Consider the following 23,722-nt stretch of genomic DNA (forward strand, 5'->3'; position numbering starts at 1 on the left):
TCAGGCGGCAGGCACGGCCGCGCGGCCGCTGCGGTGCTGCACGATGATCAGGCCGGCGAGCAGCAGCAAGGGCACGGCCAGCGCCACGAAGCCGACAGCCAGGTAGGCAAAGGCGGCGGCGATGGCGCCCAGGGCGAACGCTGCCAGCGGCCAGAAGAACTTGCCACAGCGCGCATGGGTGGCGGCATCGGCCGCGCCGCGCAACACGTCGACGGTGTCGATGACGATCTGCGTCACGTTTCCCGTCATCATGGAGGTGGGTGCCAGGTGCGCCAGCAGCAACCGGCTGGTGGCGCTGTGCACGCCCATGGCGGCCGTGCCCAGCAAACCGGCCACCATGGCCATGGAACTGACGTCCTTGCCGATCGGTTCGGCCAGGATGCCAAACACCATGAAGCCGGCCAGCAAGGCCCACTGCAGCAGCATGGCCAGGGTCAGCGACGGGCCGGCGCGGCGCTCGACGGCCAGCACCATCAGGCGCGTGACGGCCACGCCGGCGATAAAGGCGGGGAAAGCGAGAAACTTCAACAGGATGGACACGCGCGATGCGTCCGCCAGGGCGGCGCCGATCAGCACGAAGTTGCCCGTGACATGGGCCGTAAACAGGCCAAAGAGGGCAATAAAACCCAGGGTATCGACATACCCGGCTAAAAATCCCAGGCTGGTGCCGAACAAGCGGCTGTGTGGTGGCTGATCCATCGAATGACTCCCGATACCGTGCAATGCACTAAAAAACAAAAAAATGCGCCAGGGGAGCGCCCCGGCGCCACTGCCTGCATGGTAAGCCATGCGGCCGGCCACCGCCCCCGCCATTCGGCCAGTGCGCCACGCTTCACCTGATCTTTTGGCCCGTGTTCAAACGGGGGGCGTCCGCTACACTGGCCGACGTGACTTTCGCGCCGCGCACGCCGGCCCTCCCCGCACCGCAACCATGGAGCTGCACCATGCCAGAACATACCCTCCCCGCCGCCGCCCCCTTGATACTGCTCAATGGCTGTTTCCATACCGTCGACAAAAGCTGCCCGCAAGCGAGCGCGGTGGCCATCGCCGACGGCAAATTCCTCGCCGTGGGCGACGCGGATGACGTCATGCGCCACCGCGCGCCCGACAGCCGCGTGATCGACCTCGGTGGCCGCACCGTGATTCCCGGCCTGAACGACTCGCACCTGCACCTGATCCGCGGCGGCTTGAACTACAACCTGGAATTACGCTGGGAAGGCGTGCCGTCGCTGGCGGACGCCCTGCGCATGCTCAAGGAACAGGCCTTGCGCACGCCGAACCCGCAGTGGGTGCGCGTGGTGGGCGGCTGGAACGAATTCCAGTTCGCGGAAAAACGCATGCCGACCCTTGATGAAATCAACGCGGCCGCGCCCGACACCCCCGTCTTCATCCTGCACCTGTATGACCGCGCCCTGCTCAACCGCGCCGCCCTGCGCGTGGTCGGCTACGATAAAAATACGCCGAACCCGCCCGGCGGCGAAATCGTGCGCGACGCCGCCGGCAACCCGACCGGCATGCTGATTGCGCGTCCGAACGCCATGATTTTATATGCGACCCTGGCCAAGGGTCCAACCCTGCCGCGCGAATTGCAGGTCAATTCCACGCGCCAGTTCATGCGCGAACTCAATCGCCTGGGCCTGACCAGCGCCATCGACGCGGGCGGCGGCTTCCAGAATTATCCGGAAGACTACGCGGTGGTCGAGGAACTGGCGCAAAAAGAGCAGCTGACGATACGCATCGCCTACAACCTGTTCACGCAAAACAAGGGCGCGGAACTGCAGGACTTCCAGAAGTGGACGGAGATGGTCACGCCGGGCCAGGGCGACGATTACTACCGCCATAACGGCGCCGGCGAAATGCTCGTGTTTTCGGCCGCCGACTTCGAGGATTTCCTCGAGCCGCGCCCGGACCTGGCGCCCGGCATGGACGACGAGCTGGAAAAGGTCGTGCGTCATCTGGTGTCGAAACGCTGGCCTTTCCGCCTGCACGCCACCTATGACGAATCGATAGCCCGCATGCTGACGGTGTTTGAAAAGGTCAACCGCGATATCCCGTTCGACGGCCTGCACTGGATGTTCGACCACTGCGAAACCATCACGCCGAAAAACATCGACCGGGTCAAGGCGCTGGGCGGCGGCATCGCCATCCAGCACCGCATGGCCTTCCAGGGCGAATACTTTGTCGACCGCTACGGCGCGGAAGCGGCCAAGGCCACGCCGCCCATCGCGCGCATGCTTGCCTCGGGCGTGCCCGTGGGCGGCGGCACGGACGCCACGCGGGTCGCCAGCTACAACCCGTGGACGGCGCTGTACTGGCTCGTATCGGGCCGCACCGTGGGCGGCTTGCGCCTGTACGACGCGGGCAGCCGTTTGTCGCGCGATACGGCGCTGGAACTGTGGACGGCGGGCAGCGCCTGGTTCTCGAGCGAGCAAGGCAAGAAGGGCCGCATCCAGGAAGGCATGCTGGCCGACCTGGCCGTGCTGAGCGCGGACTTCTTCAGCATCGATGAAGAAGCGATCAAGTCCATCGAATCCGTGCTCACCATCGTCGGCGGCAAGATCGTCTACGGCCAGGCGGAATTCACCAACTTGGCGCCGCCTCCGATTCCCGTGCTGCCCGATTGGTCGCCCGTAAAAAACGTGGCCGGCCACTACCGCGCCGCGCCGCCGCAAAAAACCGGCGTCATGCAGCAGCACCAGTGCCAGGGCGCCTGCGGCGTGCACGCCCACGCCCACGACGTGGCGCGCAAGAGTTCCGTGCCCGTCTCCAGCCACTCCGGCTTCTGGGGCGCGCTGGGGTGCAGCTGCTTTGCGTTCTGATGCCATGCTGACGCGATTGCCCACGCTGGCGGCCGGCACGCTCGCGCTGGCGGCCGCCCTGCCCGCCGCGGCACAGGAAAACGTGCAGCTGTACGGGCGCCTGAACGTGGCGCTCGAAGCGCTGCATGCGTCCGGCGGCGACAGCGTGCAGCGCCTGTCCAACAACCGCTCGGTACTCGGTGTTCGCGGCAGTGAAGACCTGGGCGGCGGCTGGCAGGCGCTGTTCCAGGTCGAGGGCACCTTGTCGCCCGACACGGGCGCCGGCTCCCTCGCCGCGCGCGACACGCGCGCCGGCATTGCCGGCCCGTGGGGCACGCTGTTTGCCGGGAACTGGACCCTGCCCTACAGCAGCGCCACCTCCGCGCTCGACCCGTTCTACCCCACCACGGCCGGCTACATGAGCCTGATGGGCAACGGTGCGGGCGCCACCGAAAACAATACCAGCAACACGTACTCGTTCGACCGGCGCCAGCAGAACAGCGTCCATTACTGGACGCCGCAGTGGCAGGGCTGGTCGCTGCGCGTGGCGCGCGGCATGGGGGAAGAACGGCCGGCCAGCGGCGCGCATCCGGCACTGACGTCGGCCGCCCTGCTCTACGACGGCGGCGCCCTGTACGCCACCGTGGCGCTGGAAGAGCATCATGATTATCAGGGGCGGGGCTTGAACGACCGTGGCAGCAAGCTGGCCCTGGCATGGAGGATAGACAGCGCCACGCAGCTGGCGGTGGCAGTGGAAAGCCTGCGCTATGCCACGGCGACGGGCGATCTGCGCCGCCGCACGGCGTATGTCTCGGCCACGCGCCAGTTCGGCCGCCACGGCCTGCGTGTCGGCCTGGCCCACGCGCAAAGCGCCACCGGCAATTCTCTGGAAACCATCGGCACCGTGCGCGCGGGAGCGGGTACGGGCGCCACCCACGCCACCATCGGCTACGACTACCAGCTGTCGAAACGCAGCAGCCTGTATGCCTACTACACGCGCCTGGCCAACGGCCGCAACGGCATCGCCGGCTTTGCCATCAACGGCCTGGGAGGCGAAACAGGTACGGCAGGCGCCACCTTGTCGGGCGTGGCGCTGGGAATCAGGCACAACTTCTGAGCCACGGTTTTCGTAGACAGCCCTGCGCGCGGCGAGTACAGTCTGCGTTCCGCAACCAGGGCAGGCATCTGCGAACACACACCATGCAGCGAGCATCAGCACCGGCGCTTGGCGACTGGGTCAAGTGCGCCGAACCGGTACAGGGAATCGAACGCATCGAAGCGTGGTTCCAGGGCAAGGCCTATGCCATGCACCGCCACGACACCTACGCCATCGGCCGCACGCTGGCGGGCGTGCAGCGTTTCAGCTACCGCCGCGGCCAGCGCAACAGCCTGCCCGGCAATACCATGATCCTGCATCCCGACGAGGCCCACGATGGCCAGGCGGGTACCGAGGCCGGCTTCCGTTACCGCATGCTGTATATCGAACCGGCGCTGTTCCAGGACGTGCTGGGCGGACGCGCGCTGCCCTTCATCGAAGGCGGCGTGTCGACCGATCCCCGCCTGGCGGCGGCCACCTGCGCCTTGCTGCCGCACGATGGCCACCCGCTAGAAGCGCTGGAACAGAGCGATGCGCTGGCCGAACTGGCGCATGCGCTGGCGGCGGCGGCCGGCACGCCCGCGCAGCGTCCAAGAGGCGACTACCTGGCGGCGCGGCGCGCGCGCGACTATCTGCAGGCGCACTGCACGCGCGCCGTCACCCTGGCGGAACTGGAGGCGGCGACGGGACGCGACCGCTGGAGCCTGTCGCAGGACTTTCGCGTCTTCCATGGCACCAGCCCATACCGCTATCTGACGATGCGGCGCCTGGAAATGGTGCGGCGCCTGCTGCTGGCAGGCAGCACGCTCGCCTCGGCCGCCATGGCGGCGGGCTTCGCCGACCAGAGCCACATGACGCGGCATTTCCTGAAAGCCCATGGAATCACGCCCGGCCGCTGGCTGCGTTACGCTGGCGGCGCCAGCACACGCTGAAAACACCCACGATCGTTCAATACGGCCGGCAGGCGCCCGCGTATTCTGGCTGCATCGCCACTTGAACGGAGCACAGCATGTCAGACACCACCACTACTACCACCCGCGGCCAGGGCCAGGCCATCGACCTGGCAGGCAAGATCGACCTGATCGACGGGCACTGGCAGCCGCGCGTCATCGCCGAAATGAATGACTACCAATTCAAGGTCGTCAAGGTACTGGGTGAATTCCAGTGGCACCGGCACGCGGACACGGATGAAACCTTCATCGTGCTGGACGGCGAATTGCGCATCGCCCTGCGCGGCCCTGGCTATGCGCAAGGACACGCCATCGTGCTGACTGCCGGCCAGATGGCCGTGGTCCCCAAGGGCGTGGAACACAAGCCGTGCGCCCTTGCCGAAACGAGGCTGCTGCTGATCGAGCCGCGCGGCGTGGTCAACACGGGCGACGGCGGCGCGGGCGAGCGCACGGTGGAGAACGACCAGTGGATATGACGCCGGAACGATGACAAAAAACAAAAAACCCGCTGACTTTTGCAAGTGAGCGGGTTTTCTGATGAAACTTGGTGCCGTTGGCCGGAATCGAAAACACATTAAAATCATCCACTTATAATAGAATTTTCCAAAAATTTTCCATTGTCTACACAAATAGTTAAAGTTTTATACCGTGGAATACGGTGTTTTCCTGCTTTTTTTTGTAGTCAGGAAATATTTTTAAAGGACTCTGTTTTTTTGCTTTTTTAGTACTAAACTGACTTTGGCATTGATGAGCCAGTCCCATCCAACGTGAATACATTCTGGAGGAAGTATGTTTGATAAATCTTCAGTCCGTGCAGTCCAGCGCTTAACGAATCTGGATCAACACTCCGAAGGCCTTCTGAGAAATTTCTCAGGACTGCTCGCATCCGTTGCTTTAGTAGAAGAATATCATAATCATAAGTTCCATTCGTTGCACGTGGAGCAAGTCGACGACTACATTATTGATACTTCGTACTTGGGAAAAACGGTCCGCTTCCAGCTGTTTTTGACCTATAAAGAAGACAAGCCCATTGGGCGCGTGGTCGGCCTACTCAAGTATCTAATATTTGAAAAAGTACATTTTGAATTCTTAGGCGAGTTCACTTTTGACTCACTCGGACATACGAATTTGCCGCCAGAAAAAAGTAACGCACCACGTACAGTCGCTAGAAATGCTGATGAAATTGTCATCGATTTTCTAGACAAAGCAATCGCACTCACCCCTAAGGAATTTGCTGCGGAATAGACGAAAGCCATGCGGTTAGGATTGTGATTCCTGTTGTCGTGGGTTCGAGCCCCATCAGCCACCCCACAGAATGAGTAGGAAAATCAAAGGGTTACACGCTTCGGCTTGTAACCCTTTGTTTGCATTTTCCAACGGATTTTCTTATTTTCCAACACGATCAAATTTCACCGCTTCCACTGCGCAGGGCCAGGTCGGGCGGCGGCCGCCTTTTCCAAGTCCGCTTGAGAGGTAATTACTGAAATCTCTGCTTCCCCATCAAGTGGTACCAGTACGCGGCCAGGCCGCTGATCTGCCACAATCTCCGCGCCCCAAGCCATTGCCACATGAGCCATAGTCATGGGGTTGATTTCAAATCCACGGACCCGCAACTTCCCATCCCCCACCCACACAATGGCCGCGTCATACAAAGTCGGAAGTATGGAGTCTCCGCCGCCGATTGGCCACAAATTCGCCACACGCACTGTTCGCCCGAAGTCTTTTTCATAGCCCTCCCTCATCGAAAATTTACCTACAGCCGTATAGCGCAAGGTAATTTCCCTGTGCCGAGGCAACGGAACGCCTTGATCGGAATACAATTTTGCTGCGATTACAAGCATGGCGACACCTCAAATATACTGTATATTTATACAGTATATCCAAAATTTAAGCGCTGTAAAGTAAACATCGGACGAGCGTGCAGACGTCTGCACACCCGGCCGCTTAGACTTAAAACAACCCAGCCGGCTCTGCTTCCTTATCCCAGCTATAAATAATCAGTTCTCTGCGTTCGACTGCTTTGCCACCTCCACCCACGTTGTAGTGAATGCCGGTTGAGTCCATCTGAAAGCCGGCGAACACGCGCCGGATGTCCGGGTGGTCATTCAGGCTCAAGATGGCCTTACCCTTCAGCCTGGCCATCAGCTCGGCCATCTTCTCGTACTGCTCGAACTCAAATTCCACGCCATACCCGGCCGTCTCCCAGTACGGCGGGTCCAGGTAAAACAGTGTGTGAGACCGGTCATAACGCTCCATGCACTTGTACCAGTCCATGTTTTCGATATAGGCGCCAGACAGGCGAAGGTGCGCGGCCGACAGATTCTCTTCGATACGCAGCAGGTTGAGCGGCGGCGCGGTGGTGGCCGTGCCCCAAGTCTGGCCGTCGACCTTCCCACCGAAGGCATGCTGCTGCAGGTAGAAGAAGCGGGCAGCGCGCTGCAGGTCCGTCAGGGTATGCGGCGGCGTGTCCTGCAGCCACTTGAACACCTCGCGGCTCGACAGCGCCCACTTGAACTGGCGCACGAATTCCTCCAGATGGCACTTCACGACTCGATATAGGTTGATCAGCTCGCCGTTGACATCGTTCAGCACTTCGACCTCGGCCGGCGGCCGCATGAAGTACAGCGCGGCGCCGCCGGCGAAGACCTCGACGTAGCAAGTGTGAGGCGGAAATTGCGGAATGATGCGGTCGGCCAGGCGTCGTTTGCCGCCGATCCAGGGGATGATGGGTAGTGCCAAAATGTGTACCTCCTAGTGGTAAAGTCGAATTCCTCCCATGAGGCAATCCAAGCCTACTCACCAGGCACCGGCTGATTGCTGCTGTTAGCGCAGCGGCGATCAGCCATTCTTACTATGGCGCCATGCCATTTTCACGCGCGAAGCTCTGGCATGCGCGGCCTGTTGCGGCCGCCTCCTCTGTCGGCAGGATCAAGGCTTGAATATCTCGCGCCACTGCGTCAGGAAATAGCCCGCCGGCGGAATCGGCTGGAGCGCCTCCTTCGGCACCACTGGCACCGGCCGGGGCGGCAGGCGAAGACCTTGGTGAAAATTCCGTTGGTGCAGGTCAAAAAAGGAGTACTATAAATTATCACTTAAACCACCAAGGATTAATAATGAAACGTTTTACAGATGCAATTAATTTTGCGGTCAAATCGGAAAATTGGTTAAGTGCCCTTTCGCTCAGTCTTACAATGCCTGATATTTGTGGGCGCCTAGAAGATCCCGCAATGAAAAGCGGCGCAAGATATGTTTCTTGGTTTGAAAAACATCTTCAGCATAAGTACAGCGCGCTGATCGGTCCGGCCCGTCAACACCATGTATTCTTGAGTGGCGAGGACTGTTTCGCCTTAAGATGCAGCTACCTGCACGAAGGCGCAGATGACATTTCAACCCAAAAAATCAGAAAAGCTCTCGACAGTTTTCACTTTATAACCCCACCAAAAAATGGAAATATTTTCCATACAAATCAGTCCGACAATAAACTGCAATTGCAGATTGACATTTTTTCGTCAGATATTGCCGACGCAGTTGATCAATGGGCAGATTCAGTTAAAGGAAATTTCGCAATTCAAGAACGTATGAAAAACTTAATCGTAGTTCACAATTCAGATCATGGGGTACGTTTTTAGATTAATCGCATGCAGATAACGTTGCTTCCAGCTGCCCTTCATATTGCCTGCCGCGAATCCAGTCCCGTACAAGCGCCAATACGATCTCGCCGTCTGTTGCCGTCGACGGCAACTTGTCGAATTCGTAGGCCGGCCGCTGCGGCACCGACTTTACACATGGTGTAAAGACGGGAATTTCGACCGGGTGCGGCGCCGGCGGCGCGCTGCCGCAGCCGGCCAGCACCAATACAAGCATCCATTTCATCGCACGCCCTCCAGCAGCAGCCTGACGGCCGGCATCGCCTCGTCGCAGGTCGCGGCGCGCGCGCCATCGATCCGCGCCAGGGCCACGTCGTACTTCTTGCCCTTGGCGGCGGCTGCCGCCTGCGCCGCAGCGCCGCGCTCCTGCGCCGCCAGGGCTGCCTTGGCCATGCCATCGATGGCACGGTTTTGCTCGGTGATCGACGCGCGCAACGCAGCGCTGACGCCCTGCTCCTGCACCAGCGCCGCGCGTGCAGCGTCGCGGTCGCCAGCGGCCAGCCACCAGCCGGTGCCGGTGGAGCTGGCCACCAACAGCAACGCGGCGGCCAGTATGATGGCGACCGCCTTCCAGATGCCGCTGACGGCGCCGGCCGCCAGCGCGCTGATGGCGCTCAAGATGCCCGCCAATCTGGCATTTCAACAGTCTGGCTGGCCAGCTCATGGTCGCAATCGCCGAGGAACTGGATCCGGCCATCGATGACGAATGAATGGCACACCTCCGGCGGATCCCCCTCTTCTTTCACAAATGACGAATCGACCGCGCGACCTGTCGTGACCAGCACGGAGGGCGAAAACGTCGGTTTATCGCCGTTGCCATTGAACGACCAGGTCGGGCCGGACCACCCTTGTCCGGCTTCGTGGACGACGTGATCATAGCCGCAACCGGGGCAATGAAACATCAGCCCGCCCAGCTGGCTGCGCCACAGCTTGCTGCCCAGCGCACTCAAGGCCGCACCTGCAGAATGCCAGCGCGCGTGCCGTGGCGGTCGATGGTGATGATGCGGTTGACAGGCCTGGCCACCGTGCGTGTGCTGACATGCACCCAGGTCAGCTCATTGATGATCTGGCCGATGCCGAACTCGTCCAGTTTTGGCAGGAGCGCCTGACATACCTGGTACGGCGTCATGCGCAAGGTCTTGAAGTCTGCCGCGCAGCCCCGCACGTGGTCGCTGCCGTCGGTGCTGCCGATGCCGCGATTCACGGGGATCGAGCGGTAGCCGCTGATATTGGCCAGCGGCGTGTCGATGCCGGCGCAAGCCGTCAGGTAATTACGGATGCGCTGCAGCAGCTCGGCCGTGCGTTGCAGTTCGGCCAGCACAACGGCCGGCGGCGTGTTGTCGACACCATGGCGCGCGGCCCAGTCGGAGGCAGTTAGTTCCTGCAGGGTAAAATTCTTGGTCAGGTTCACAGGCCACCTCGCACATCCTTGACGACGGCGGCCGCGTCGCGCGCCAGCTCGCCGATGTCCTTGTCGCGGCGCTTGTCGAACCAGCGCACCGTGGCGCCCAGCACCCACCAGGCAGGCAAGCCGGCGGCCACCATCAACGGCGCGGCAATGAAGAGGAAGCCCAGCGCCGGATCGCTGCCGTACAGCACGGCCACGGCGCGCGCGCTGTCGAACAGGCCCGGCATCCAGTTGCGCACGACCACGACCAGGGCCGGGCCCATCAGGGCAGAAAAGAGAATGGTGACGAAGAAGCGCACGCCCGCTTCCTTGGCAGTTTTTGGCCACATGAACATGAATCCCAGTGAAGTTGCGGCAGCGCCGGCAAGAACCGGGATGCCAAAAATTTTGATCAGTGCGCCGCCGGCGGCGGTCGTTTCGATGGCCATGTAGTGCCTTTCAGGTGGTGGAAATGAAAAAGGCCGCCCGAAGGCGGCCTGTGGTGTAGTGCTGCATTTACGCGGTCATGGCTTCCAGCGCATCAATGCGCGCCAAGGCCATATTCAACTGCTCACGTAATTCGCCAATCATCTGCCGGTCTTCCAGCAGCGCCTCATCCATCTCAAGCTGCGCCCCGTACATGCGCGGGATGAAAAAAGTTTTGTCCATAGACTGATAGTCTGGTTCAAGCGACACGACTGGGTTGCCCTCCGCGTCGTACCGCGTTACCTCCTTCATGGCGTCTTTCACGCCGATAACCGCTTGAGGGCAGAACTCCTGCGCCTTATGTGCCAGCCATCCCTCACCAGGAGATCCATCTGGCCATGTCCAGCCTTCCGGCGGAAGGTTGCGCATCGATTCCCTACAATTAGTTAGCAGGTACACATTGCTTTTCAGCCTATAGTCCGAGGTGGAGGCATAGCTGGTCGTGTTTCCGCTGGAGAAAATGTTGCCGGCACCGACGAACGCGGTACCGTTGTCCGTGTAAAACTGGATATGCGAACCGCTACTACCTGGAACTCCGAACTCGTGCGACGACGTCGCTCGAATGGACATCGCTTTTGTCGTCGGATCGATCCGGAACCCGTTTGTCCGGTTGGAGATAGGGCCGCCACTGATTGTGGTACCAAACAGAAATTCACCATTGACCCCGAAGCGGGCGCGTTCAGCCCCTAACGTATCGAAGCTCAGGGGCAAAGGAGGCGCTCCACCTGTAGAGATCGAAATCACCGTCGCACGAGTCGCGTCCACTTTCAACTGGACTACCCCTGCGCTATCTGGATTTGCCCCGTTGTACGCATTAAACTGGCCAGACGTCGCGGTCCCTGAAGGAACGACACCAAACACCGAGGGACTGTTAGCCGCACTGGTCTGCGCCAGCAGCCTGTTAGCATGCAACGCGTTCGACAGGTCGCCTTTAATGCGGAGACCGTTGCCGGAAAAATTCAAATTGACGAATAATGTACTGATGGCGGCAAGCTGGCCTTCTGCCAGCGTATTGAGCGCGTCCAGCCAATTGGGCATGCCAGGGTAGAAAATTTTAGCCATTACAGTTCCTCGATATCAAGCGATGTTGCGTAGGTTTGGAAATACGGTGTCGAGATAGCGGCCAGTTCAGCAAGGCGGCCGTACAGCTGATGGGCCTGCTCCAGCTCGGGATCGGCATCGTCGGGAAACAGGCTCACCAGGATTGGCCGGCGCTTGCCGCTGCCGCGCACCAGGCGCCAGGCACTGGCCCGGTCCAGCGGCGTCATGTGCTCGAGGGCCAGCGTCAACTTGCGATACGCGCTGCCGGCCTCGACGCCCTGCTCGCCGGAGCCCTTGCGGTATTGCGTCGACGTATCGACCGGCGTCACGCTGGCGCCATAGCTGGCGTTGTTCTCCGGCTCCCAGTAGTTGCCCAGCACAAGGCGCGAGCACTCGATGTAGCCGGCAGGATTGTCCGGGTCGGCAAGTTCGATGAAGAAGTGGCGCGCCGTCGTGCGCGGGAACCAGACGCGTGCGTAGGTGCCCCCGCCGAACGAAAAGGCATTGACCGCCAGTGCAGTGGCACCAAAGTCCCAAGCGCCCAGCGGCGCGTAAGCACAGGCAAGAACCGCTCCTGTGTCGAACACTGGCGTGGCATCACCCGGTGCGGCATATCCGCGGACGCGGATTAGAGCGCTTGCGGTGAGATTACAAAAAGGCAGCACAACGCCGCCGACGATTTCGCCAAGCGGCAGTGTCGCCGTGATCTCTAGAAACGGACCGACCGAGCGGAGCACCGCTGACTTGCGCTCGCGCTGCAAATTGGCCGGGCCCAGCGTGCCGGCCTGGCTTGATGCGGCGAGCACGGCGCGGTCGGCCGCATTGTCGTGAATGATGCGAAGATTGCTCATGGGAGCAGCGCCCCTTCCAGGATGAGGTAAGTAGTTGGCGAGATATACCCAGCGGCAACGCCGATAGGCTCGGTGGCGGCATATTCCCAACGCTGCTTCGCAACCATTACCTCGACTATCTCGGTGCTGGACGTGCGGCGCCACATACCGCGATAGAACTCGGCACGCCAGCGATTGGGGCCGGCGCTGGGATCGTATGACGGGTCGGAGGTTGGGCAGCCCATCACTACAGGCCGGGTCAGCGCCGGAATCGTCGTGACGGCCCCATTTGCCACACCAGATGCGAGCGGGAAAAGCGGGTTGGGACGGCTGAAGTCGTAGGCAAGAGCGCCGCTGGCGTTGTAGAACGCCGCACGGATGCCGCCGTCGTATAGCGTCGATACGAAACCGTAGGCCCACACCGCCAGGGGCGACTGCACGGAATCGAACTGATACGCGTCGAGCGACGAGCCGCAGTAGCAGACGACCTCCCACAGCCCTGGCGATACCTCGGACGATGAAATGATGCCGATGTTGCTATCGAGCGGCATATCCAACGCCCATATCACCGGACCATCATGCGCGATACGGTATGTGGAGTAGCCCCATCGGCGGCCGGGACTGGTTCCGGTGGCATCGCCGCTTGCCTGGACGACACCCTGAAGGGCGGCGCGGCCAATACAGGTCAAGCCCCGCGCGGCGCCGCTGATCACCAAATCCTGACCCGGATTTCTAAAGCGTAGTTTAAATGTCATTTTGCGAACAGTACGACTGTCTGGCCTTCGGAAAAACGATGAAAAACAAATCGCAAATGCCCAAGCGAATTGTCGGTGGTGTAGTTGACGTAGCCGCCCGTGCGGCCGGCGGCGATGGCGTAACCACCGGCGCCGCTGTAGTCGGGGAATTCCCATGTCGACCCGCCTGGAGCGACGGTGTAAAAGCCCAGCGGTACACCGCCGACAGCAAGGCTCGAATCAAACACGATGCGGTTCTGCGCATCGCGTACGCGAAAGCGTGGTGCCATGACTATTCCCCCAGCTCGATGCGCAGCACGTTGTTCTCGTCATACCAATTCCAGCCGGAGCCGGTCAGATCGTAGCCGGCGCCCGTGCCCGTCGCCACACGCCCCGGGCTGCGGATCAGGCCGAACGAACCTATCACGCCCGTGAGCATGCCGCCGAAGGTGGCGGCACCGCTTACTACCTTGAACTGCGGCGTGTAGATATCTCCATTCGGATCAAAACGAGCATATTTGCCAAGATTAGCGTTCCCCAAAAGCAGGCCATCCTGGCTCAGATGAAACCCAATGCCGCCGTTTGTGGGCCAGCCGTACGCACCTGTCGGATACCCTGTACCGCCGTGAATTGTCACGCTGTAAATATCGCCGGCCGTGACCTTGCCAAGATCGGCAGAAATCGCACTCAGCTGACCCACTTTCCAGGCATTCAGGTATGGCGCCGCCCAGCTCGTGGTACCGCTGGCGGGATTGAAAATCCCATCCGATCGATACAGCAACTCCCCTGCGCCGAACAGCGGTGGCGTCCCCTGCCATACCGTCCCGATGCCCCATGTATCAATCGGTGGATAGGATGTCGCGCCTTGAGTGCTGAGAGTCGCCGGTGTGCTGGACAGCGACAGCAAGTTGCTCTTGCTATAGCAAATGCGCGACGAATTACCCGCCACCCCGTCAAAATTCTTGCTGACGGTCTGGCTGGCCGTGTAGGTCAGACCTTCGACCACGATGCTGGCCGTGATCGTCACGCTTTCGCCCACCATGCCGCCATACGTCAGCGTGGCCACGTTGCCGACGCGCGTCAGCACGCTGGCATTGCTGGCGGCGAATGCCACCTGGCCCTGCATATTCACAAAGCCGGCCGTAAAATCGATGCTGGCCGGCGTGGCGATTGCCGTGGCCGCCACCTTGAAAGCCTGCGCCGTGGCCGCCAGCAGCAGCACGCGGTCGTTGGCCGGCTGGAAGCGCGGCACGGTATTCATGATGAGGTTGTCGCGCTCACCCGCGACGAGCCTCATACCAACACTCCCACGGTGACGCGGCCTGTCAGCCAGTAGCGTGACAGCAGCACCACCACGCCTGGCAAGCTATCCTGCAGGCCAAAGCGCGCATCACGCAGCAGTACGGGTTGCCCCAGTTCCAGCATCATCAATTCAGGCTCCCCGTCCAGTTCATAAATGGTGCGCGGCACCTTGTTCATGGCCAGGCGCCGCGCCGCCTCAGCATGCGCATCGGCGCGCGATTTCAGGCATGTTTCCACCTGCACCGGGTCGTCGGTCAGGCGGTAGCGTGCGCGCACTGCCTCATCAACCACCGTTTCGGTCAGCCATTCAGTCGCATACAGGTCGGCATGCGCCGGCGGGATGGAAGTGACCAGGCTCGACTGCACGGTGTAATTGCGGTCGAAAGCGATCTTGACGGCCGCAGCCACCGGGAGGCGCTGCGCCGGCCGCAGCGAGTGCTCCAGCATCTGGTCCGGCCCGATCTCCACCGGCACGCCGAGGGCTGGCAAGGCGATTTGCACCAGGCGCAGCTGGCCAGTGCGCGACATCAGCGCCTGCGCGCCCACGCTGGCGGCCAGTTGCTGAATAGCCTGCGCCTGGTTCATCCGGTCCGCAACGTACAGACCCACCATTTGCGGATGGGCGGCGTCGAAGGCGGCCAGGTTAGGCAGATCCAGATCCGCCACCGTGAAGCGGTCGGCCGCCTTGCCGTAGCCGGTGGCGATGCGCTGCACCAGCGGTGCGATACGCGGCGCGTAGCCGCCCACGTTGTCGCCCTGCACGCTGGTGGTGACGGCATTGGCCAGCGGATTGATCGGCAGCTTGAAACGGCCCGTGACCAAATTGATCTCGGTCGGTACCGGCTTGCCACTGGTGCGCGCCTCGTCGTTGATGAACCACTCGACCGGCCCCAAAAACCCGTATTCCAGCGTAGCCGGGTCGGTCAGCAGCGGGGTGACGTTGTGGCATTCGCCGAACGGGATCGGCAAAATCGCGTCCTTGTTCTGTGATGTGCCACCCAACTTAGCCTCGGTGATCGGCGTATTTAAGCGCTGCAGTTTGTCGCGCAGCACCAGGTTGACCGTCTCACGGCTGGAGCTGCCCACGTCATCGATGATGCCGTCGAACACCAGACGGAAATCGGCGCGCGGCCATCTGGGGTCGCCCGTCCAGGCCTTGATGGCGCGGTTGCGCCACACATCCCCCAGCCAGCCGTCGAGCGCCCCGTCACCGTTGTCCAGCTCGATGTCGCCGCCCGACAAACCCGCCTCGCCCGTCAGGCTGACCTGCTCCGTGAAGGCCAGGCCGCCGGTGGCCAGCGGCAGATATTCGGTGTTGGCCGGCACCTCGGCCGGGCCGGTGACGTATGGCCGCGAGGCGATATACCGCGTCACCTCCTGGCCGGCCACGTTCACCTGGGCCTCGATCAGCACCATGCGGACGGCCGACGGGCTTTGCAGCCATTGTAAAAATTGCTCGTCGGTCATGCGTATTCACCTTTCACGGTACTGGCCCAGGCGGAGCCTTTGGCCGATTTATCAACACCAGCAACGACCGTCTTGGCGGCACTGGCGTTCGACTCGACCGTGGCCTGGATGGCGGCGCCGGTCTGCTTGTGCTGATCGGCACGCAATCCCTTGACCTCTTCGCGCAGGCTCTTGATCTCGGCCACCAGGGCGTCGTTGTTGCCGCCGCCCTGACTTGGCGCGCCGCCGAAATAGCGCCGCATGGCTGCCGCCGCTGGCGCGTCGACCACCACTTCACCGCGGTGCAGTTCGGCCGCGTAGCCATCAAACGGCACGTTGGCCAGGCCGCCGGCATGGGAACCGTCAAACTGCACGCCCAAGCCGCTCGCGGTGCCCATCGCCGCATGCAGGTTGGCGATGGCTTGCGCCACCGTCAGCACGCTGTCGTTGATGGTGATCAGGCCCGACACCTGGGCCTTGAGGGCATCCAGGCTGGCCTGCTGCACGTCGACCTGCGCAGCGGCCCATTTCGCCGCATCCTGGTTCGCTGCGATGACGCGCGCGTAATCCGCCGCGTACTTTGCGTCCGAGGCGTTGACCACCTGCGAGGCCGTCAAGAAGGCCTGTTCTGCGGCCGACAGGCCAGACTGCGCCGTCGTGTCGCCAGCATTGGCCGCTGCCAGAGTCTTCTCGAACTGGGCCCGGGCCTCGGCATACTTTTGCTCCGGCGTCAGCACGGACTGACTGCCCAAGGTCATGCTGTCGTTCATGCCGTTGAGGTTAGCCAGCCACGACTTCGATTTGTCCACCGCCGTCTGGGCCGCTGCCGCCTCTCTGTCGTAGGCCTTGCCCAGTGCGTCCTTGGCCGATACCACAGCCTTGGCGGCCTGCACTTGATCGAACAGCGCACGGTTGACGGCGGCGATGCTGGAGCGCTGGATGGCCAGCAACTCCGTTTCGCTTTTCGTCAGTTCGTTGAGCTGTTTTTGCAGGTCCATCCGCTCGCTGGCGATTTCGCTGGCCGTTTTGACCACGGCGGCATAGTTGCCCGTCGCGGCGGCCAGCTGGCTGCTGTAATCCGATGCCGCCTTGAACGCGGGCGCCAGAGCCAGCAACTTGATATACAGCTCCTGGTCCGCCGCGCTGGCCAGGTTCAGGCCCAGCACCTTCTTCTTGTAATCGTCCATGGTCGTGGTGCCGGCCATGCCCAGCTTGCCCAGCGTATCTGCCACAGTCGACAGCACGGGCGCCATCTGTTCGGCTTCCGTCAGGAAGTTTTCGGAAAAGAAGCTGGTCCCGCTGGTGAGCGAGTCCAGGCTGCCTGCCAGCTTGATCAGGTTTTCGCGCGCGCCAATGGTGGCCACGCCCACAGCGCCGAAGGCATCTTGCGACGTGCGGCCGATCAGCTGCAGCGCAGCGTCGACGCCGGCGTAATTGCCGGCCACGCGCTGCAAGGTAGCACTCAGTTCCTCGTTGCCCTGCTTGAACTGGCCGACATTGGGCAGAAGCTCGACCGCGATAGCATTGCCTACACCTTCGAAGAACTTGGTAACGGCGCCCAGCCTGTCCGCTTCCGTGGTGAGGCCGGTCAGGTTGATATTCAAAGCCTGCGCTCGGGTGGCCAGGCTGGAGGTATCCACACCGAGCGTATTGGCCAGGGTTGCAGATACGTTACGAATGGCGGCGTATGTTTCCACAAACGCATTGGACGTTGTGGCGTCGACGGCTTTTCGGTCCGTGCCTGACTTATCACTACGGAACACGCCACCTTTCTGCGTCCATTTGGCATACTCGTTGCCCGTGAACCCAGTACCGGACAGCGTCCCGGTGATGCCAGTTTCCCCATATTTCTTGTCACCCATGCCGAAGAGGCGGTTGCCGATACCGCCGATCAAGCCGCCCAAGGCGCCGCCAATGGCCGCGCCGATAGGGCCGCCCATGAATGCGCCAGCGACGGCACCAATGCCGGTGCCGCCAATTACCGTGGCGTTGCTACCATACTGGCCGGAGATCAGTTTGCCGCCCAGCACGCCAGCAGCGATGCCGGCAGCGGCCGTAACCGCTGCACCAGCGAAAGCGCCAGAAGTCAGCGCCGTTCCCGTTCCGGCCATGCCCGCCGAGCCATAGGCTGCCGAAGCAGCAGCCGCCTGCGCTCCCGTCATCCCCATGCCGGCGCCGAAAGCGGATACGGCGGAGGAACCAAAGAGATTGCCCAAGGTGGCAATGCTGCCGCCGATGCCGGCAGCCACACCAGAGAATCCCTGCGTGGCAATGGTGTAGGCCGTTTTGGCGCTCTGCGCCAGGCTGGCGACGCCGCCCAGGCCACCACCAACCGCGCCGCCAGTCAGGCCCATACCGTCGGCTGTGGCCAAGCCAGCAGCGCCGCCGCCGGACACCGCCGCACCGATGTTGAGAATCCACTTCTTGATAGTCATCTGATACAGCAGGTCGAGCAGTCCATTTTTCAACGTGTCGCGAAGGCGATCCAAAGTAGACTTACCGCTATCGAAAATCGATACGAAAGTGTCATGCGCCCTCTGATCGACCGACTCCCACATCTTGGTTTGTTCCGCAAGATTGTCTTCGGCCACTTTCTTTTGCGCGGCCAAAGCTTCCAATCCACCCAGCGCGGTGGCGTTCTGCTTGCGCAGGTCGATCTCCCGCGTCAGCTGTGCAACATATGCCTCGCTCATGTCGAGCTCACCCCGGCGCGCCAGCCGATCCTCCAGCCGAGCGATCGTCACCAGTTCAATCGATTCTTTCGTCAGGCCGAAATTTGCCACCGCATCCTCGTTGCCCTTAACCTCGGCAGCCAGGCTGACATAGGCCGCGTTCTGCTCGTCCGTTAGCGCCTGGATGGCCTCGCGCACCTTCTTGGCAGATGCCGCCGATTTATCCATGGCATCAGCCTCGGCCATCAGCGTGCGCACATGAGCCAGATGGCCGGCGCTCAATTTCGTCTTGCCACTAGCCAGTTCGCTATCGAGCTTGATGGTGGCTTTCTCGGCCTCGGTCAATTCGCGTCCAGCAGCCAATTCCGCTTTCCCCGCTGCGATACGTTCAGCCAAGGTCGTCAACAGATTTCGATATGCCTCCTGTTCTTTCTTCGCAGCAGCGGCTGCCACGTCGGCCAATTTTTTGGAGGTAGCTTGCTGCTCCGCGTATTTAACAAAGGCATCGGCGCGCGCGGCATTTTCTTCTGCAATCTTGCCGTCGATACCGAATGGGTCGGGAAACTCGACAGCATCCAGCCCCTCTTTCGCTTCCTTACCGGCATTGATGACGCTTTCAGACCACTGGTCGATGGCCTGGCGCGACTTCTCCGCGTCCTCCTTCATTTTGTCGCCCATCCCGCCTTTACCGAAAGCGATATTGAAGTCACGAGCTGCGGCTTTGAAATCAAGTTTCAGCAAATTGGCCACTGCGCCATAGGCGACAACGATCTGCGCAGCAATGCCGCCGATCTCCTGTCCAATTGTTTTCAGTACATACAAGACATTGCCACCAAAGACCACAATGGCCTTGAACGTTTCGGTGAGGGGTTTGAAAGAGGTGTCGGCAGCATCGGCAGCTTTCGACGAATTCAACGCCTCGTCAGTGAGGATCTTGAGCACAGGCAGGAAGTCCACAGCGATCTTGACACCGACACCTTGCGCAACGGCACCCAGTTCGTCGAGCGCGTCATTGAACGCCGCTGCGTCTGCAGAATTTTGAGTGGTGATACCCGACAGTTCCAGGCCACGCGCGACTAAGTCGCTAATGCCTGAGGAACCCTCGTTCAGCAAGACCGCAGCCTCCTGCCATGACTTACCCAACGCCTCGGCACCGAACGCTGCACGTGCCTGCGGGTCTTGAATGGATTTGAAAATGTCAGCGAACTGCTTGAAAGCTTCCAACGGCTCCTGCGCCGTGATGCCAAGCTTGGCATATCGATCCGCATCCTTACCCATGTTGACGGACAGTTTCGAGATCGAAGCTGCAGCTGCCTCCAATTCAGTGCCGGACAACTTGGCACCGTAGCTAAGGCCAGCCAGATCCTCCACGCTGATAGCCGTCCTGGTACTCAGGTCGGTCAGACTATCGACAACATCAAGCGTCCCCTTGATGAAGGATCCCATCGCGAAGACCGACATGCCGGCGGCCAGACCTGCAAACATCGACATGGCGCTTTTTACCTTTGCACCGATGTTATCCATCGCGCTGCCGACAGTGCGGCGGGCCGCGTCCATATCGGACTGCAGGCGCGCGATATCCGCGCGCAGGCGGATCTCCATATCACTGATGATCGTCGACATATATGCCCATAAAAAAACCACCCGAAGGTGGCTGCACTAAAAAAAAAGCCCTGCAATCAGGGCCATTTCAATATCTACTTCTTGGCGAACATGCGCCCTATTTTCCTGCCGAATTGCTCCGCTGCCGGCGAACCCTTATATGCTGGCGGGGCCTGATAACCAGCATCTGCTGCCAACTTGGCACCAACAGGCGTATCAAGCGGAATCATGCTTTGTCCGCCGCAAGCCGCGCAGACCTCATGACGCTTAGATAAGCGCCAGAACGAATAAATCAGGCCCGGCACAATGAAACAGCACCAAAGAACAAGCTCAATAAAAATGGAACCTGGTGTATTATTTTTCACCTGTCCGACGGTGCCGCATTCCCTGCATATCTGCATACGCCCTCCTGATTCTAAAACGGCAATACTACAGCACCGCACCTATCCCAGGAACTGATCCAGCTTTCTGCTAATCTCTTTTTGCGAGGATTTGATGAATTGCAGTGACACGCCGTAAGGGGCTGGGCAATCGATTTTCGTTGCGGCGTGCGATTCGCCGAAGTATTCAACCGAAAGGCGGCGCAACAACTGCGCCTCAAAGGGCGAAAGACAGATACCCACTGTCCGCTGCCACGCCTCGATTTCAGAAAATGTCAACGGGCTGCCCCCCATACCGCTGGCCATCGTCGGTCCTACCTCGAAGAGATAGCCCAGGATGTAATCACCCCACTCAATCGGGGGCATTTGAACGTCGGCGCCCCGCTTCTTGAAAGCGTCTCGACGCGACAGAGGTTGCGGAGTCCTTGCCGCACGCTTGGCCGGTGCCCGATCAGGCGCCTCCGGCACGGCGTTTAGCCAGGCTGCATGACGGACGAAGATGGCGAGCTCGTCTCCGAGCTCTTTTTGAAGTTTCCCCGGTCACCGTTGAATTTATCGGCATCGTCGGTAATGTGACCCAGCTCAAGATCGGAGTAGGTTTTCATGAACAACTGGTGGCCCGTCAAGTCACCATTGCCGAAGTTGTTAAAAGAAACGGTGATCGCCGACAGAAAGGTGGCGCGCTCCTGCAGTTTGTCGTCGGCCGACTGCTTGGCCTCGGACTTGCCTTGCATGCGACCGAAGACGCGCGTGTTATTACGCTCCTCGGCCGCATGCTTAGCGGCCTGGTGCACCTTCGTTCCGGGGCTGTGGAAGGTGATACTCAGCGCATTGCCTTGTTCGTCGAACTGGGCTTCGCCAGTCGCGTCACGTACGGGCATGGTTCCGGTTGCTGCGATGGCGAGTTTTTTGATATTGAATGTCATTGGAATTACCTTTCATAGAAATTAGAATCGCCGCCTGCAAAGACGAAGCAGAGCATGCGGCGATGAGGTGGCCTTGCAGCCTTTTCAGGCGGGGCTTACACAGGTGCCGGAACGCGGATGGTGTCGCTCTGGCGCAGCAGCGAAAAACCGAACAACACGGCGTCATCAATGCCCGAGGCAGTTTCGGTGGGGGACATAGCCTGGGCGGTGAAGCAGCGCTCGGAAAGATCCTGACGCACCACCTTGTACGAGTTGATCGAGTGATTGCTCGCGCTCGCATAGGTACGGATCATTTTTTGACCTGGGTCGTCCTCGATCAGGGCCGTCTGAAATTCCGCAGTAGAACGCGTGCCTGCTCCTTTTTTCACCAGCTTGAGGGCGCGGCCGATATCATCGACCGTAGCCGTACCCGAGCTCTCGCCGACCACGTCGCCCATGGAACTGACGGCGCCAACCAGCACCCAGGTCAATGCGGCAAACGCTGCAGCAGTATTTGTAGTTGGCCGGCCGGCGGCGACATAAAGCTCGCTGCCGGAATTGGTTTGGAAATCTGGATCAAAATCAGCCATATTTGCACCTTCAAAAAAAAGCCCACCGGCATGTGCGGGTGGGCGGGTTGAGAACAATAAGTAAGTCAGCTTGGTGCAATAAACGAAACAAAAAAGTCGCGCGACTGCTCATAAATGCCGGCACCTTCATCGCTGAAATCAGGCCCCACATCACCACGCCGAACACTGCGAACCGGCACCCCTGCGACGGTTCCTGCGTAAATTCCCTTGCCTAATTTCGCGGCTTGCAGCAGCTTCTTTTGCTCGGGATAGCTCTTGGCGTACACCGTCACCTGAACGCGAGACCGCACCAGCGTTCCCGGCTCCCGTTGCGCAACGGTCAAGAACTCATTGCTACCAATCTCCTTGATACCGATCGCAGGTAGCACAGTCGCCTGCGGCACCGTGCCAGCGACGATCTTTTCGGCAGGTAGCAAAGCCGCTAACGCCGGGTGAGCCAACAGCAGAGCGCGCATCACCTTGACCGCGCTCATGACTGATCCGGCGGAACATCAAGGCCAGCCAGCGTCAATCGCTCACGCAATTTATTCACGACCGCTGCAAGCGCTGCGGCGTGACTGGCATCGGCACCAGGCCGCATGTATGGGTGCGCCTGGGCCCCGGGATGGTCAACGGCCTCTACTACCGCACCGCCGATCTCCAACGCCTTCGCATCCTTCGGCTGTATTTTGTGAGGCCGCGTACCAAATTCGACAAGCTGGGCATACCAGGCCTTGCGGTTACCAGCCTTTAACGATCCGATGAGGACGCCGTCCTTCACCTTGATGGACACACGAACGCTCTTTTTCAAGTCACCCAATTGGACCGGCACAAGCTCTTTCACCGCCTTGCGGTAGACGACCAGCCCGGCCCGCACTGCCGAACGCATCACGTTCTTTTGCACCTTGGCAGGCAAGGTCTTCAACAGGTCATCCAGTTTTTTACCGCCGGAAATTGCCAGATCATCAGCACTCATGATGAAAACTCCTCAACCATAAATTCAAGCTCTGTTCGACCTGTGATCACTGCTGGTCCGGCTACAATCTGCAAGGTTCCCGGTGTTCCTGTCAAACGGACAATGCGCATTGCGCTTGTGACGTCAGCACGGTAGCGAATGCGGATGCGTGCCGAATTGGCGGCCAGCCTTATGCCATTGGTCACGGCCTCCGACTTGCTCGGCATCACGTCGACAATCTCCGCCCACACTTCGGCCACTGGTAGCCACGAGGCGGGAAGCTGCGTCCCGTAATCAGGGTCCACGGCAGCACCGGGCTTTTCAATCCTGATGCGGTCCTTGTACTTGAGCGCGCTCATTCGTATGTCCGGCAAGCATCAAGCAGCCGATCAATAAAAGTAGACTGTACCGTGTCACGCTCGCTACGCGTGGCTGGATCGAACTGCTCCACCAATTTCGCGAGCAAGTAGAGCTGAATGTTCGCTGGCGTTTTATCGGGCGTATTGCCGTAGCCACACTTCACTGTCACGACCACAGTGCAGACGTCTGCACTCGCCGGCCACGCCATGTCCCGTGCCGGAACCAAGCTCGACTTATAATCGCCGCGCACCAGCTGATATGCCGCTGGCGCCAGCGTCTGGCCGATGCCGTTGGCATCGAGGTACGTGATCGATACCACATCGTCTTTGCTGAGCACGGGATGCGGCAACGGAATTGACTCTGGAAAACGATCCATGTGAACTTCCCACGTCTGCTCCATCAGGCGTTGGCCAAGTTGAAATTCGGCATCAGCGATAATGCCGCTCAGCCAGGTGGTGATCAGCGCGTCCAGATACTCTCCGTCGACGCGCAGATTTTCGCGCGCCTTGGCGAGTGGGACGGCCAGCACAGTCGGCCCCTCGATGCAAATTTTTCTCATGCG

At 60.6% G+C, this 23,722-nt stretch carries 29 protein-coding genes; 6 read left to right on the plus strand and 23 right to left on the minus strand.

The genetic code is table 11. The features are described 5' to 3' along the window. The gene (locus BLU39_RS13705) at positions 1-699 is read right to left on the minus strand and encodes a YoaK family protein (RefSeq protein ID WP_092713839.1); all 699 of its coding nucleotides are present in this window, start codon (positions 697-699) and stop codon (positions 1-3) included. A 245-nt stretch (positions 700-944) separates the two neighbouring features. On the opposite strand from BLU39_RS13705, the gene BLU39_RS13710 reads away from it, so the two are divergent. The 5 genes from BLU39_RS13710 to BLU39_RS13730 all read left to right on the plus strand — a co-directional run bounded on the left by BLU39_RS13710 (position 945) and on the right by BLU39_RS13730 (position 6,089). Beyond that, entirely contained in the window at positions 945-2,819 is a 1,875-nt protein-coding gene (locus BLU39_RS13710; RefSeq protein WP_092713842.1) for an amidohydrolase, read from the plus strand. A 4-nt stretch (positions 2,820-2,823) separates the two neighbouring features. After that, positions 2,824-3,915, plus strand: coding sequence for a porin (locus BLU39_RS13715; protein WP_092713844.1), 1,092 nt, complete (start codon positions 2,824-2,826; stop codon positions 3,913-3,915). 83 nt (positions 3,916-3,998) lie between these two features. Then, a complete protein-coding gene (locus BLU39_RS13720) occupies positions 3,999-4,826 on the plus strand; it encodes an AraC family transcriptional regulator (RefSeq protein WP_092713846.1) in 828 nt (275 codons plus the stop codon). 77 nt (positions 4,827-4,903) lie between these two features. After that, entirely contained in the window at positions 4,904-5,320 is a 417-nt protein-coding gene (locus BLU39_RS13725; RefSeq protein ID WP_092713848.1) for a cupin domain-containing protein, read from the plus strand. A 313-nt stretch (positions 5,321-5,633) separates the two neighbouring features. After that, positions 5,634-6,089: a hypothetical protein gene (locus BLU39_RS13730; RefSeq protein ID WP_092713850.1), complete on the plus strand. Its 456-nt coding sequence runs from the start codon at positions 5,634-5,636 to the stop codon at positions 6,087-6,089. Positions 6,090-6,253: 164 nt separating this feature from the next. Here the strand turns inward: BLU39_RS13730 and BLU39_RS28175 are convergent, their stop codons facing one another. Together BLU39_RS28175 and BLU39_RS13735 are read right to left on the minus strand one after the other, a co-directional pair. After that, entirely contained in the window at positions 6,254-6,685 is a 432-nt protein-coding gene (locus BLU39_RS28175; RefSeq protein WP_139178265.1) for a hypothetical protein, read from the minus strand. A 109-nt stretch (positions 6,686-6,794) separates the two neighbouring features. Then, the gene (locus BLU39_RS13735; protein ID WP_092713852.1) at positions 6,795-7,583 is read right to left on the minus strand and encodes a DNA adenine methylase; all 789 of its coding nucleotides are present in this window, start codon (positions 7,581-7,583) and stop codon (positions 6,795-6,797) included. Between the two features lie 374 nt (positions 7,584-7,957). Between BLU39_RS13735 and BLU39_RS13740 the strand changes: the two genes are divergently transcribed. After that, a complete protein-coding gene (locus BLU39_RS13740; RefSeq protein WP_092713854.1) occupies positions 7,958-8,473 on the plus strand; it encodes a hypothetical protein in 516 nt (171 codons plus the stop codon). A gap of 1 nt (position 8,474) precedes the next feature. Here BLU39_RS13740 and BLU39_RS13745 read toward each other — a convergent pair whose 3' ends face one another. The 20 genes from BLU39_RS13745 to BLU39_RS13835 all read right to left on the minus strand — a co-directional run bounded on the left by BLU39_RS13745 (position 8,475) and on the right by BLU39_RS13835 (position 23,719). Continuing rightward, a complete protein-coding gene (locus tag BLU39_RS13745; protein ID WP_092713857.1) occupies positions 8,475-8,717 on the minus strand; it encodes a hypothetical protein in 243 nt (80 codons plus the stop codon). Next, positions 8,714-9,109 (minus strand): hypothetical protein, encoded by a 396-nt coding sequence (locus BLU39_RS13750; RefSeq protein WP_092714188.1) that lies wholly within the window; start codon positions 9,107-9,109, stop codon positions 8,714-8,716. The genes BLU39_RS13745 and BLU39_RS13750 overlap by 4 nt, the downstream gene beginning before the upstream one ends. Further along, a complete protein-coding gene (locus tag BLU39_RS13755; protein ID WP_071076204.1) occupies positions 9,106-9,441 on the minus strand; it encodes a ubiquitination-like system serine protease family protein in 336 nt (111 codons plus the stop codon). The genes BLU39_RS13750 and BLU39_RS13755 overlap by 4 nt, the downstream gene beginning before the upstream one ends. Continuing rightward, entirely contained in the window at positions 9,438-9,902 is a 465-nt protein-coding gene (locus BLU39_RS13760; RefSeq protein WP_175539294.1) for a D-Ala-D-Ala carboxypeptidase family metallohydrolase, read from the minus strand. Before BLU39_RS13760 ends, BLU39_RS13755 begins: the two co-directional genes overlap by 4 nt. Then, positions 9,899-10,228, minus strand: coding sequence for a hypothetical protein (locus tag BLU39_RS13765; RefSeq protein WP_227742029.1), 330 nt, complete (start codon positions 10,226-10,228; stop codon positions 9,899-9,901). The genes BLU39_RS13760 and BLU39_RS13765 overlap by 4 nt, the downstream gene beginning before the upstream one ends. 166 nt (positions 10,229-10,394) lie before the next feature. Further along, positions 10,395-11,426, minus strand: coding sequence for a hypothetical protein (locus BLU39_RS13770; protein ID WP_092713859.1), 1,032 nt, complete (start codon positions 11,424-11,426; stop codon positions 10,395-10,397). Then, positions 11,426-12,256, minus strand: a complete 831-nt coding sequence (locus BLU39_RS13775) for a hypothetical protein (RefSeq protein WP_092713861.1) — start codon at positions 12,254-12,256, stop codon at positions 11,426-11,428. Before BLU39_RS13775 ends, BLU39_RS13770 begins: the two co-directional genes overlap by 1 nt. Further along, positions 12,253-12,948, minus strand: a complete 696-nt coding sequence (locus tag BLU39_RS13780; protein WP_139178267.1) for a hypothetical protein — start codon at positions 12,946-12,948, stop codon at positions 12,253-12,255. The genes BLU39_RS13775 and BLU39_RS13780 overlap by 4 nt, the downstream gene beginning before the upstream one ends. A gap of 38 nt (positions 12,949-12,986) precedes the next feature. Further along, on the minus strand, positions 12,987-13,259 hold the full coding sequence (locus BLU39_RS13785) for a hypothetical protein (protein ID WP_092713865.1): 273 nt from the start codon (positions 13,257-13,259) through the stop codon (positions 12,987-12,989). 2 nt (positions 13,260-13,261) lie between these two features. Next, positions 13,262-14,266 (minus strand): hypothetical protein, encoded by a 1,005-nt coding sequence (locus BLU39_RS13790; RefSeq protein WP_092713867.1) that lies wholly within the window; start codon positions 14,264-14,266, stop codon positions 13,262-13,264. After that, complete coding sequence (locus tag BLU39_RS13795; RefSeq protein WP_092713869.1) at positions 14,263-15,738, minus strand: hypothetical protein; 1,476 nt, start codon at positions 15,736-15,738, stop codon at positions 14,263-14,265. The genes BLU39_RS13790 and BLU39_RS13795 overlap by 4 nt, the downstream gene beginning before the upstream one ends. Then, positions 15,735-20,012: a hypothetical protein gene (locus tag BLU39_RS13800; RefSeq protein ID WP_092713871.1), complete on the minus strand. Its 4,278-nt coding sequence runs from the start codon at positions 20,010-20,012 to the stop codon at positions 15,735-15,737. Before BLU39_RS13800 ends, BLU39_RS13795 begins: the two co-directional genes overlap by 4 nt. Before the next feature lie 74 nt (positions 20,013-20,086). Next, positions 20,087-20,392 (minus strand): hypothetical protein, encoded by a 306-nt coding sequence (locus BLU39_RS28180; RefSeq protein WP_139178269.1) that lies wholly within the window; start codon positions 20,390-20,392, stop codon positions 20,087-20,089. Positions 20,393-20,434: 42 nt separating this feature from the next. Continuing rightward, positions 20,435-20,677: a phage tail assembly chaperone gene (locus BLU39_RS13805; protein WP_139178271.1), complete on the minus strand. Its 243-nt coding sequence runs from the start codon at positions 20,675-20,677 to the stop codon at positions 20,435-20,437. 167 nt (positions 20,678-20,844) lie between these two features. After that, entirely contained in the window at positions 20,845-21,297 is a 453-nt protein-coding gene (locus BLU39_RS13810; RefSeq protein ID WP_092713875.1) for a hypothetical protein, read from the minus strand. Between the two features lie 95 nt (positions 21,298-21,392). Beyond that, entirely contained in the window at positions 21,393-21,866 is a 474-nt protein-coding gene (locus BLU39_RS13815) for a hypothetical protein (RefSeq protein WP_139178273.1), read from the minus strand. Between the two features lie 65 nt (positions 21,867-21,931). Then, entirely contained in the window at positions 21,932-22,339 is a 408-nt protein-coding gene (locus BLU39_RS13820; RefSeq protein ID WP_092713880.1) for a tail completion protein gp17, read from the minus strand. After that, entirely contained in the window at positions 22,336-22,821 is a 486-nt protein-coding gene (locus BLU39_RS13825) for an HK97-gp10 family putative phage morphogenesis protein (protein ID WP_092713882.1), read from the minus strand. Before BLU39_RS13825 ends, BLU39_RS13820 begins: the two co-directional genes overlap by 4 nt. Next, on the minus strand, positions 22,818-23,159 hold the full coding sequence (locus BLU39_RS13830) for a head-tail adaptor protein (RefSeq protein ID WP_092713884.1): 342 nt from the start codon (positions 23,157-23,159) through the stop codon (positions 22,818-22,820). Before BLU39_RS13830 ends, BLU39_RS13825 begins: the two co-directional genes overlap by 4 nt. Continuing rightward, positions 23,156-23,719 (minus strand): head-tail connector protein, encoded by a 564-nt coding sequence (locus BLU39_RS13835; protein ID WP_175539296.1) that lies wholly within the window; start codon positions 23,717-23,719, stop codon positions 23,156-23,158. Before BLU39_RS13835 ends, BLU39_RS13830 begins: the two co-directional genes overlap by 4 nt. Between the last annotated feature and the right edge of the window lie 3 nt (positions 23,720-23,722).

It is taken from the genome of Janthinobacterium sp. OK676, assembly GCF_900103595.1.
Lineage (GTDB): Bacteria > Pseudomonadota > Gammaproteobacteria > Burkholderiales > Burkholderiaceae_D > Janthinobacterium.

What these genes read in the sequence shown, in the direction of transcription:
- BLU39_RS13705 (WP_092713839.1), bottom strand. Translation starts at nt 699, where the DNA reads ATGGATCAGCCACCACACAGCCGCTTGTTCGGCACCAGCCTGGGATTT.
- BLU39_RS13710 (WP_092713842.1), top strand. Translation starts at nt 945, where the DNA reads ATGCCAGAACATACCCTCCCCGCCGCCGCCCCCTTGATACTGCTCAAT.
- BLU39_RS13715 (WP_092713844.1), top strand. Translation starts at nt 2,824, where the DNA reads ATGCTGACGCGATTGCCCACGCTGGCGGCCGGCACGCTCGCGCTGGCG.
- BLU39_RS13720 (WP_092713846.1), top strand. Translation starts at nt 3,999, where the DNA reads ATGCAGCGAGCATCAGCACCGGCGCTTGGCGACTGGGTCAAGTGCGCC.
- BLU39_RS13725 (WP_092713848.1), top strand. Translation starts at nt 4,904, where the DNA reads ATGTCAGACACCACCACTACTACCACCCGCGGCCAGGGCCAGGCCATC.
- BLU39_RS13730 (WP_092713850.1), top strand. Translation starts at nt 5,634, where the DNA reads ATGTTTGATAAATCTTCAGTCCGTGCAGTCCAGCGCTTAACGAATCTG.
- BLU39_RS28175 (WP_139178265.1), bottom strand. Translation starts at nt 6,685, where the DNA reads ATGCTTGTAATCGCAGCAAAATTGTATTCCGATCAAGGCGTTCCGTTG.
- BLU39_RS13740 (WP_092713854.1), top strand. Translation starts at nt 7,958, where the DNA reads ATGAAACGTTTTACAGATGCAATTAATTTTGCGGTCAAATCGGAAAAT.
- BLU39_RS13745 (WP_092713857.1), bottom strand. Translation starts at nt 8,717, where the DNA reads ATGAAATGGATGCTTGTATTGGTGCTGGCCGGCTGCGGCAGCGCGCCG.
- BLU39_RS13765 (WP_227742029.1), bottom strand. Translation starts at nt 10,228, where the DNA reads ATGTGGCCAAAAACTGCCAAGGAAGCGGGCGTGCGCTTCTTCGTCACC.
- BLU39_RS13770 (WP_092713859.1), bottom strand. Translation starts at nt 11,426, where the DNA reads ATGGCTAAAATTTTCTACCCTGGCATGCCCAATTGGCTGGACGCGCTC.
- BLU39_RS13775 (WP_092713861.1), bottom strand. Translation starts at nt 12,256, where the DNA reads ATGAGCAATCTTCGCATCATTCACGACAATGCGGCCGACCGCGCCGTG.
- BLU39_RS13785 (WP_092713865.1), bottom strand. Translation starts at nt 13,259, where the DNA reads ATGGCACCACGCTTTCGCGTACGCGATGCGCAGAACCGCATCGTGTTT.
- BLU39_RS13790 (WP_092713867.1), bottom strand. Translation starts at nt 14,266, where the DNA reads ATGAGGCTCGTCGCGGGTGAGCGCGACAACCTCATCATGAATACCGTG.
- BLU39_RS13795 (WP_092713869.1), bottom strand. Translation starts at nt 15,738, where the DNA reads ATGACCGACGAGCAATTTTTACAATGGCTGCAAAGCCCGTCGGCCGTC.
- BLU39_RS13800 (WP_092713871.1), bottom strand. Translation starts at nt 20,012, where the DNA reads ATGTCGACGATCATCAGTGATATGGAGATCCGCCTGCGCGCGGATATC.
- BLU39_RS28180 (WP_139178269.1), bottom strand. Translation starts at nt 20,392, where the DNA reads ATGCAGATATGCAGGGAATGCGGCACCGTCGGACAGGTGAAAAATAAT.
- BLU39_RS13805 (WP_139178271.1), bottom strand. Translation starts at nt 20,677, where the DNA reads ATGGCCAGCGGTATGGGGGGCAGCCCGTTGACATTTTCTGAAATCGAG.
- BLU39_RS13810 (WP_092713875.1), bottom strand. Translation starts at nt 21,297, where the DNA reads ATGACATTCAATATCAAAAAACTCGCCATCGCAGCAACCGGAACCATG.
- BLU39_RS13815 (WP_139178273.1), bottom strand. Translation starts at nt 21,866, where the DNA reads ATGGCTGATTTTGATCCAGATTTCCAAACCAATTCCGGCAGCGAGCTT.
- BLU39_RS13820 (WP_092713880.1), bottom strand. Translation starts at nt 22,339, where the DNA reads ATGAGCGCGGTCAAGGTGATGCGCGCTCTGCTGTTGGCTCACCCGGCG.
- BLU39_RS13825 (WP_092713882.1), bottom strand. Translation starts at nt 22,821, where the DNA reads ATGAGTGCTGATGATCTGGCAATTTCCGGCGGTAAAAAACTGGATGAC.
- BLU39_RS13830 (WP_092713884.1), bottom strand. Translation starts at nt 23,159, where the DNA reads ATGAGCGCGCTCAAGTACAAGGACCGCATCAGGATTGAAAAGCCCGGT.
- BLU39_RS13835 (WP_175539296.1), bottom strand. Translation starts at nt 23,719, where the DNA reads ATGAGAAAAATTTGCATCGAGGGGCCGACTGTGCTGGCCGTCCCACTC.